This is a genomic window from Burkholderia sp. Tr-862, from assembly GCF_011753085.1.
Taxonomy (GTDB): domain Bacteria; phylum Pseudomonadota; class Gammaproteobacteria; order Burkholderiales; family Burkholderiaceae; genus Burkholderia; species Burkholderia ambifaria.
In genome coordinates, this window is the sequence record NZ_VWWG01000215.1 from 1 (window position 1) to 9403 (window position 9403).

The 9403-nt window shown below is 67.5% G+C and carries 8 protein-coding genes and 1 pseudogene; 8 read left to right on the forward strand and 1 reads right to left on the reverse strand.

Translation table 11 applies throughout. The features are described 5' to 3' along the window. The coding region (locus tag F3J14_RS31455) for an ATP-binding cassette domain-containing protein (protein WP_247682325.1) at positions 1-1049 on the forward strand (1049 nt) is incomplete at its 5' end. A 346-nt stretch (positions 1050-1395) separates the two neighbouring features. Here F3J14_RS31455 and F3J14_RS31460 read toward each other — a convergent pair. Beyond that, positions 1396-2472, reverse strand: coding sequence for an MBL fold metallo-hydrolase (locus F3J14_RS31460; RefSeq protein WP_166726249.1), 1077 nt, complete (start codon positions 2470-2472; stop codon positions 1396-1398). Positions 2473-2824: 352 nt separating this feature from the next. Here F3J14_RS31460 and aceK point away from each other — a divergent pair, with 352 nt between their 5' ends. The 7 genes and pseudogenes from aceK to F3J14_RS31495 form a co-directional block, all read left to right on the forward strand. Further along, the gene (gene aceK, locus F3J14_RS31465; protein WP_166726250.1) at positions 2825-4645 is read left to right on the forward strand and encodes a bifunctional isocitrate dehydrogenase kinase/phosphatase; all 1821 of its coding nucleotides are present in this window, start codon (positions 2825-2827) and stop codon (positions 4643-4645) included. A gap of 68 nt (positions 4646-4713) precedes the next feature. Then, positions 4714-5484: a carbonate dehydratase gene (gene can / locus F3J14_RS31470; RefSeq protein WP_166726251.1), complete on the forward strand. Its 771-nt coding sequence runs from the start codon at positions 4714-4716 to the stop codon at positions 5482-5484. Between the two features lie 134 nt (positions 5485-5618). After that, a complete protein-coding gene (locus tag F3J14_RS31475) occupies positions 5619-6296 on the forward strand; it encodes an SDR family oxidoreductase (protein WP_166726252.1) in 678 nt (225 codons plus the stop codon). Between the two features lie 39 nt (positions 6297-6335). Beyond that, positions 6336-6773, forward strand: a complete 438-nt coding sequence (locus F3J14_RS31480) for a YchJ family protein (RefSeq protein WP_166726253.1) — start codon at positions 6336-6338, stop codon at positions 6771-6773. Positions 6774-6881: 108 nt separating this feature from the next. After that, the gene (locus F3J14_RS31485) at positions 6882-8138 is read left to right on the forward strand and encodes a prolyl oligopeptidase family serine peptidase (RefSeq protein WP_166726254.1); all 1257 of its coding nucleotides are present in this window, start codon (positions 6882-6884) and stop codon (positions 8136-8138) included. A gap of 635 nt (positions 8139-8773) precedes the next feature. Beyond that, a pseudogene (locus F3J14_RS31490) lies at positions 8774-9280 on the forward strand (aminotransferase class III-fold pyridoxal phosphate-dependent enzyme); the annotation flags it as partial. 28 nt (positions 9281-9308) lie between these two features. Continuing rightward, the coding region (locus tag F3J14_RS31495) for a hypothetical protein (protein ID WP_348772028.1) at positions 9309-9403 on the forward strand (95 nt) is incomplete at its 3' end.

Genomic DNA, 9403 nt, shown 5'->3' on the forward strand with positions numbered 1-9403 from the left:
TCGCAGCCGAGGGCGGCGAACGCCTCCTTCAGCTGGTCGACGCAGCCGGCCATCCGGTCGGCGTGCGCGCGATAGCCCATGCGTCCGCCCAGCAACAGCACGCGGCCGGGGCGCGCCGCGAGGCGGCACAGGATGCCGCGCAGGCCGCGCTCGAGCATGCGCACGCGGAGCGCGGACGCGAGAGGCGCCGGCTCGAACAGGAACACGACACGATCCAGCGCCACGCGGCCGGCTCGCTGCGCGACGCGAAGACGGCCAACCTGTCGTCGATGGCACGTCAGCGTCGCAAGGGCGCGGCGCGCAACATCATGGGGCAGGTCCGGCGTCATCAGAACGACTTCAAGGCGACGCTCGACGAGCGCGTGCAGGAGGCGGCCGCACGCGTCGAAGCCGACGCGCCGGTGCTCGTGTCGTTGCCGGGCGCCGAGGTCAGCGCACGCCGCCAGCTGTTCACGCTCGAGCGTGCGCAATTGCCGTGGCATGCCGCCGGGCGCGCGGACGCGATCACGTGGTCGGCCAGCGGCCCGGTGCGCATCGCGCTGACGGGCCCGAACGGCTGCGGAAAATCGACGCTGCTGCGCATGCTCGCCGGCGAACTCGCGCCACGCTCCGGGGCATGCACGACGCATGTGAGCGCCGCGTATCTCGACCAGCGGCTCGCGCTGCTCGACCCCGAGCGCTCGATCGTCGAGCAGTTGGGACTTCTCGATACGCCGCTCGCCGAAGGCGACCTGCGCAGCCGGCTCGCGCTGCTGCAGCTCGATGCCGCACGCGCGACGCAGCCGGTGCACCGCCTGAGCGGCGGCGAACGGTTGAAGGCCGCGCTCGCGTGCGCGTTGTGGCGCGGCACGCCCGCGCAGTTGCTGCTGCTCGACGAGCCGACCAATCACCTCGATCTCGAATCGGTGCGCGCGATCGAAGCCGCGCTGGCCGGCTTCCCCGGCGCGATCGTGGTCGCGTCGCACGACGCCGCGTTTCTTGCGGCGCTCGAGCCGACGCACACGATGCAATGGCAGCGCGACGGTTGGCGTTACGAACCCGTCGCGTGATCGACGATCACGATCGCTCGCCTTTGCGCGTGACGTCCGGATTGGAATCGGCGAGCCGCTGCCTGAAAAGCCGGTTCGATTCGCGCACGCCAGGGTCGGTCAGGGCGGCGGATTGCCCTTTGCCGACCGGCTCGGATCGTCGATCAAACCGGGCGCGAGCACGGTGTCGTCGACGGCGCGCGGATCGATATTCATTTCCATGCGCCCCGCTTCCGGTCAGCCGGGTCATGCGTCGAGCTTCGCAGGCCCTCGCGTGATCCGGTTTGCGTGGCATGGATCGCGGGCGTAAGGCGTTTGAAGCGAAAGCGACGGCGACGCTCCGTCGCGGATCGAGCGGCCGGGGCGGTCAGGCCCGCGCGTAGCGAATCACGCCGTCGTCGCCCTGCTCGCGCACGAGTTCGCCCGCGAGCCACAGCAGGTTCAGGTGGGCGAGCGCTTCGCCGAGCGCGAACGTCATCTGGTGGATGTCGAGCTCGCGGCGGCGGAACATGATCGGCACGATGTCGGCGGCGCTGGCCGGCTGTTCCGCGCACGCGACGCGCACTTCGTCGAGCCGCGCGTCGTGGTGCGCGCGCAGTTGCGCGATACGCGTGCGCACGCCGCGGAACGGCTTGCCGTGCGACGGCAGCACGAGCGTGTCGGGCGCCATCGTCTCGTAGCGGCCGAGCGATTCCAGGTACAGCGCGAGCGGGTTCGCTTCCGGTTCGAGATCGAACACGGACACGTTGGTCGAGATGCGCGGCAGCACCATGTCGCCGGAGATCAGCACGCCGTCCGCTTCGCTGTGCAGCGCGCAATGTTCAGGCGAATGGCCGTAGCCGGTGACGACGCGCCACGTGCGCGCGCCGATCTTCACCGCGTCGCCTTCGCGCAGGCGCCGGTAGCGCGGCGGCACGGCCGGCACGAGATCCGAGTAGTAGCTGCGGCGGCTGCGCAGCTTGTCGAGCGCGGCCGGATCGGTCAGGCCGTGGCGCGCGAAGTGATCGGCCGCGGCCGCGCCGCCGGCGTTCGAGCCGTTGCCGGCCGCCATCAGGCAGCCGAACATGTATTCGCCGAGCGTCATCCACAGCCGCACGTTCCAGCGGCCTTGGTCACCGCCTTCGCACAGCCAGTTCGCGAGGCCGAAGTGATCGGGATGGCAGTGCGTGACGAGCACGCGCAGCACCGGCAGCCCGTCGAGATGCCGATCGAAGATCTGCTCCCAGTGCGTACGGATCGCATCCGACGAGATCCCGCAGTCGACGATCGTCCAGCCGGCCTGCCCGTCGATCTCGTCGCGCAGCAGCCAGAGATTGATGTGATCGAGCGAAAACGGCAGCGGCATGCGCAGCCAGCGCACGCCGGGCGCGACCTCGAACGTGTCGCCCGCGGCGGGCAGCGTGTCGGCGAAGGGATAGTCGAGTTGGTGTTCCAGTGCGTTCATCGGTCGGGGGTCTCGTCGTTGTCGTTGCAAATGCAGCTGCAAATGCGGGTACGCATGCGGGGGTGAATGCGAGTGCATGAGCGCGCGGGCGGCAGGCCGCGGCGGGCATCGCGTCGATTCTATCGCCGTCACGTGAAACGCGTGCCCGGCGGGCGTCGGCCGGGCAAAAAAGTTCGTGTCAGAATCGGTTCCGTACCCGTATCTTTACGCGAAGATGCACCGAACGGTATGCAACAGCGAACAACCCGCGCATTGACGGCGCTTGGCGCCGGACCCCGAAACTCATTGAAATGCCGACTTGGGCGCTAAAATGGCGAGTGCTTACAGTCCCTCTCGAACGAGCCTGCACGCAATGAATCACTTCCCCAAACTGCTGTCGTCGCAGATCGGTTTCGACGTCGCGCAGACGATGCTCGAATACTTCGACCGTCACTACCGGATCTTCCGGGAAGCCGCGGTCGACGCGAAGACGCTATACGAGCGCGCCGACTGGCACGGGCTGCAGCGGCTGGCGCGCGAGCGGATCACGTCGTACGACGATCGCGTGCAGGAATGCGTCGAGGTGCTGCAGGACGAATACGACGCGGAGAACATCGACGACGAGGTCTGGCAGCAGATCAAGCTGCACTACATCGGCCTGCTCACGTCGCACCGCCAGCCCGAGTGCGCGGAAACGTTCTTCAATTCGGTGTGCTGCAAGATCCTGCACCGCTCGTATTTCAACAACGATTTCATCTTCGTGCGGCCCGCGATCTCGACCGAATACCTCGAGAACGACGAGCCGGCCGCGAAGCCGACCTATCGCGCGTACTACCCCGGCACCGACGGGCTCGCGGCCACGCTCGAGCGCATCGTCACGAACTTCCAGCTCGAGCCGCCGTTCGAGGATCTCGCGCGCGACATCGGCTGCGTGATGCAGGCCATCACCGACGAATTCGGCGAGTTCGACGCCGCGCCGAATTTCCAGATCCACGTGCTGTCGTCGCTGTTCTTCCGCAACAAGAGCGCGTACATCGTCGGCCGCATCATCAACGCCGATCGCGTGCTGCCGTTCGCGGTGCCGATCCGCCACGTGCGCCCGGGCCTGCTCGCGCTCGACACCGTGCTGCTGCGCCGCGACCTGCTGCAGATCATCTTCAGCTTCTCGCACTCGTATTTCCTCGTCGACATGGGCGTGCCGTCCGCGTACGTGGATTTTCTCTGCACGATCATGCCGGGCAAGCCGAAGGCCGAGATCTACACGTCGGTCGGCCTGCAGAAGCAGGGCAAGAACCTGTTCTACCGCGACCTGCTGCACCATCTGTCGCATTCGAGCGACCGCTTCATCGTCGCGCCCGGGATCAAGGGCCTCGTGATGCTCGTGTTCACGCTGCCGTCGTTCCCGTACGTGTTCAAGATCATCAAGGATCACTTCCCGCCGCCGAAGGAAACGACGCGCGAGCAGATCATGGAGAAGTACCAGCTCGTGAAGCGCCACGACCGTCTCGGACGGATGGCCGACACGCTCGAGTATTCGAGCGTCGCGCTGCCGATCTCGCGGCTCGACCATGCGCTCGTGCGCGAGCTGGAGAAGGAGGTGCCGTCGCTGCTCGAATACGAGGACGGCAACCTCGTGATCAAGCACCTGTACATCGAGCGCCGGATGACGCCGCTCAACCTGTACCTGCAGAACGGCACCGACGCCGACATCGAGCACGGCGTGAAGGAGTACGGCAACGCGGTGAAGGAGTTGATGAAGGCCAACATCTTCCCCGGCGACATGCTCTACAAGAATTTCGGCGTCACGCGTCACGGCCGCGTCGTGTTCTACGACTACGACGAGATCGAGTACCTGACCGACTGCAACGTGCGGCGCGTGCCGCCGCCGCGCAACGAGGAAGACGAACTGTCCGGCGAACCGTGGTATACCGTGGGCCCGCACGACATCTTTCCGGAAACCTACGGACCGTTCCTGCTCGGCGACCCGCGCGTGCGGGCGGTCTTCATGAAGCATCACGCGGACTTTTTCGAAGCCTCGCTGTGGCAGGCCAGCAAGGACAAGCTGCTGCAGGGCGAGTTGCCCGATTTTTACCCGTACGACGCGTCGCTGCGTTTCAGCGTGCGCTACCCCGATCGCTTCGACGCGACGCCGGACGCCCGCGACGCAGCGGGCGACGCGCAGCGCGCCGCCTGACGCACGACCGAATCCAATCGAATCGAACCCGTTATCGACCCGCTTTCCGCCAACGGAATCCACACCCGATGAATACCCAAGACAATCCGCTTTCACACCTGTTCGACAACAATGACGCCTGGGTCAAGCGCCAGCTGGCCGACGATCCCGATTTCTTCTCGCGTCTCGCCGACCAGCAGGCGCCGGAATATCTGTGGATCGGCTGCTCGGATTCGCGCGTGCCCGCGAACCAGATCATCGGCCTGCCGCCGGGCGAAGTTTTTGTGCATCGCAACATCGCGAACGTCGTCGTGCACAGCGACCTGAACTGCCTGTCGGTGATCCAGTTCGCGGTCGACATCCTGCGCGTGAAGCACATCATGGTCGTCGGCCACTACGGCTGCTCGGGCGTGAACGCAGCGCTGCACAACCGCCGCGTCGGCCTCGCCGACAACTGGCTGCACCACGTGCAGGACGTGCGCGAACGCCACGCGGCGCTGCTCGACGAATGGCCGGTCGGCGAGGCGCGCTACCGCCGCCTGATCGAGCTGAACGCGATCGAGCAGGTCGTCAACGTGTGCCGCACGACGATCGTCAACGACGCGTGGGCGCGCGGCCAGTCGCTCACCGTGCACGGGCTCGTGTACGGCGTGCACGACGGGCGGATGCGCAACCTCGGGATGGCCGTGTCGAACTTCGACGCGCTCGACGAAACCTACAAGCGCTGCGTCGCGGCGCTCACCGCGCGCGGCCAGCACGCGCCCGACAACGACATGGTCGCGGCGGACGCCGCACGGCTCGACGACGTCGCGCAGGCGGTCGCCGCTACGCTCAAGCCGTCGTGCGGCGACGCGAAGTAACCGGCACCGGCGCGGCGCGCACGCGCCGCGCGTCCTCCGGCTGAAGATGCACGGGAGCCTGGTCGCGACGGGTATCGAACTGATCTGACACCGACACTGCCGCCACGGCGGTGCAACGCAAAGGAGCGGCGAACATGAAAACCGTACTGATCGTCGGCGCATCGCGCGGCCTCGGACGCGAATTCGTCAGGCAATACCGCCGCGACGGCTGGAACGTGATCGCGACCGCACGCGACGACGCATCGCTCGCCGCGCTGCGCGAACTCGGCGCGCAGGCCTATGCGCTCGACATCGCGGAACCCGAACAGATTGCGGCGCTCGGCTGGAAGCTCGACGGCGAACGGCTCGACGCGGCCGTGCTCGTGTCGGGCGTGTACGGGCCCCGCACCGAGGGCGTCGAGACGATCGGCGCCGAGGATTTCGACGCGGTGATGCATACGAACGTGCGCGGGCCGATGCAGCTGCTGCCGATCCTGCTGCCGCTCGTCGAGGACGCGCGCGGCGTGCTGGCCGTCGTCTCGAGCCGGATGGGCAGCATCGCGGAAGCGACCGGCACGACCGGCTGGCTGTACCGCGCGAGCAAGGCCGCGCTGAACGACGTGCTGCGCATCGCGTCGCTGCAGACGCGCCACGCCGCGTGCATCTCGCTCCATCCCGGCTGGGTGCGCACCGACATGGGCGGCGCGCAGGCCGCGATCGATCCGGAAACCAGCGTGACCGGCATGCGTCGGGTGATCGCCGAAGCCGGCGCGGACGTGTCGCAGGCCAACGGCCGCTTCTTCCAGTACGACGGCGTCGAGCTCAGTTGGTGAGCCGGCATGACAACCCGGCGTCGTTAATTCACGATTTGCATGATTTTGAACCGACCTGACGCGTGCCCGTGCGGCGGCGCGTCCCCCACTCCTGCCGGCAAAGCCCCGGCCCCGCGCTATGCGGCGTGCTGCGGCCGCTTCATCGACGGCGGCGAAGCCGCGCCCACCGCGCTCGAGTTGATGCGCTCGCGGTACAGCGCGTACGTGCTCGGCGCGACCGACTACCTGCGCGCGACCTGGGACGCGCGCACCTGCCCGGCCGATCTCGATGCCGACCCGAATGCGCCCGACGCGCCGCGCTGGCTCGGCCTCGCGGTCAAACGCCATGCGCCGCTCGACGAACGGCACGCGGAGGTCGAATTCGTGGCCCGCTACAAGGTCGGCGGGCGCGCGTACCGGATCCACGAGACCAGTCGCTTCACCCGCGACGAGCACGGTTTCTGGCGTTATGTCGACGGCGAAGTAAGTGAACGCTGACAAATAGTTGCCATGTCAGACGCCGGGTAATTCCCGCATTGCACAACCTGAATTTGTCGGGCTACGATGGCCCTTCGGATTGGTCATGTTGCATGGCAGGGCTTACGAATGGCGTTCAGCAAAGTATTGGTGGGATGGATGGCGGCCTGTGCGCTGTCGGCCGCTCAGGCCGGTGCGCTGCCGAACGCAAATGCCGGCGCGGCCGCGGCCGGCGGCTCACTCGCCCATGCCGAGCGCTTCGATTACGGCGATTCACGCCTCCCGCAAGTCGCCGCGAACCTCAACGAACAAGTCATCAGCATTCCGGCCGATGCGTCGGGCACCGTGATGCTCGAGGCCACGCTGTTCAAGCCGGACGGCCCCGGCCCCTTCCCGCTCGTCGTCTTCAACCACGGCAAGAACACCGGCGATCTCCATCTGCAGCCGCGCAGCCGGCCGCTCGCGTTCGCCCGTGAATTCGTGCGCCGCGGCTATGCGGTGATCGCGCCGAACCGACAAGGCTTCGCCGGGTCGGGCGGCACGTACCAGCAGGAAGGCTGCAACGTCGGCAAGAACGGCCTCGCGCAGGCCGCCGACGTCGCCGCGACGGTCCGCTACATGTCGCGTCAGTCGTACGTCGATGCGTCGCGCATCGTCGTCGCCGGCACGTCGCATGGCGGCCTCGCTTCGGTCGCGTACGGCACCGAAGCGGCGCCCGGCGTGCGCGGCATCGTCAACTTCTCCGGCGGGCTGCGCCAGGATCTCTGCGACGGCTGGCAGCGCAATCTCGTCGAAGCATTCGACCAGTACGGCGCGCATACGGCCGTGCGCTCGCTGTGGCTGTACGGCGACAACGATTCGGTGTGGACGCCCGCGCTCGTCGCGCAGATGCACGACGCCTATGTGTCGCACGGCACGCAGGCGCAATTCATCGATTTCGGCCGCTACAAGGACGACGCGCACCGGCTGATCGTCGACCGCGACGGCGTGCCCGTGTGGTGGCCGGCCGTGCATGCGTTCCTCGCTGATCTGAACCTGCCGACCTCCGTGCGCTATGCGGTCGCGAACCCGCACGAACCGAATGCGACCGGCTACGCGTCGATCGATGCGGTCGAGGCGGTGCCGTTCCTCGACGCGGCCGGCCGCGAAGGCTATCGCCGCTTCCTGAGCCAGCATCCGAGCCGCGCGTTCGCGGTGTCCGCCGAAGGCGCGTGGTCGTGGGCCGAAGGCGGCGACGACCCGATGGCGCTCGCGCTCGACAACTGCACGAAGCAGGGTGCGGGCGCGTGCCGGCTGTATGCGGTCAACGATCGCGTCGTGTGGAACAGCGCGACGCAGACGGCCGACAACGGCGACGCCGATACGCACGCGCTGGCTTCGCGCTGACGCGCGAATCGCGACGGCCGGGATTCGGTGCTTTCGGCATCGTCCCCTTCTCGCTCCTCTCCCTGTACTGAACGCTCGCGCGGCCCGCAGCGGTGTTTGCATATCGCGACGCCGGGGATCCGGTGCTTTCGGCATCGTCCCCTTCTCGCTTCTCTCCCCGTACTGAACGCTTGCGTGGCCCGCCGCGGCGTTCGCCTGCCCGTTCGCCGGATCATGTGAGCCGCCGAAGGGCGCGCGCCCACGAGCCCCGTGAAGCCCTTTCCCGTCGCCGCTCCCGATTCCCTGCGTCCGACTCCGCACCTATTCGCCCCTCACCGCATGCGCTGGGTCGCACCTCGCGCCCCTTTTTCCTTCCCGCCCCGATTTTTGGTCCTCGTGCGCCGGTCCGCCAGACGATTTTTTTCTGTCGGGGGGTCTCACTCGAACGTCGTCATCTGCGCGCATTTCGGGATATCTGGCGCGTACCGTTCCGAGCACCCCGGATCTGCGCCGAACTCCCGCCCGGCAAGGCTTTGCGCCGTTTGTAACCGGTAGTGCAACGCGCGGCGGAACACGCTAATCTCAGCGCGTTTTCCGTCTGTCGCCGCGCGGCATCCCGTTCGATGCCCGCCGCCGTTTTACCCCCCGGAGTCGCCTTGAGTACGCCAGCCACTGACGACTGGGTCGCGCGCAGCCTGCGCGCGGTCTGGCATCCCTGCACCCAGATGAAGCACCACGAGCGCCTGCCGCTCATTCCGGTCGCGCGCGGCGCGGGCGTGTGGCTGTACGACCGCGACGGCCGCCGCTACTTCGATGCGATCAGCTCGTGGTGGGTGAACCTGTTCGGCCATGCGAACCCGGACATCAACGCGGCGCTGAAGGACCAGCTCGACACGCTCGAGCACGCGATGCTCGCCGGCTGCACGCACGAGCCGGCGATCGAGCTCGCCGAGCGGCTGCACGTGCTCACCGCGCGCACGCTCGGCCATGCGTTCTTCGCGTCGGACGGCGCGTCGGCGGTCGAGATCGCGCTGAAGATGAGCTTCCACGCGTGGCGCAACCGCGGCCGCGCGGACAAGCGCGAATTCGTGTGCGTCGCGAACAGCTATCACGGCGAGACCATCGGCGCGCTCGGCGTGACCGACGTGGCGCTGTTCAAGGATCAAGAAGGTCGCGAAGTCCGTCGATCACATGCTGTGCCTGTTCCCGTTCGAACCGGCGATCCTCGACAAGGCGGGCGTCGCATCGACGTATGTCGGTCATCCGCTCGCCGACGAGATTCCGCT

Excerpts from the sequence above, each read along its gene's own strand:
- F3J14_RS31475 (WP_166726252.1), top strand. The coding sequence starts at position 5,619 with ATGAAAACCGTACTGATCGTCGGCGCATCGCGCGGCCTCGGACGCGAA.
- F3J14_RS31485 (WP_166726254.1), top strand. The coding sequence starts at position 6,882 with ATGGCGTTCAGCAAAGTATTGGTGGGATGGATGGCGGCCTGTGCGCTG.
- can (WP_166726251.1), top strand. The coding sequence starts at position 4,714 with ATGAATACCCAAGACAATCCGCTTTCACACCTGTTCGACAACAATGAC.
- aceK (WP_166726250.1), top strand. The coding sequence starts at position 2,825 with ATGAATCACTTCCCCAAACTGCTGTCGTCGCAGATCGGTTTCGACGTC.
- F3J14_RS31460 (WP_166726249.1), bottom strand. The coding sequence starts at position 2,472 with ATGAACGCACTGGAACACCAACTCGACTATCCCTTCGCCGACACGCTG.
- F3J14_RS31480 (WP_166726253.1), top strand. The coding sequence starts at position 6,336 with ATGATTTTGAACCGACCTGACGCGTGCCCGTGCGGCGGCGCGTCCCCC.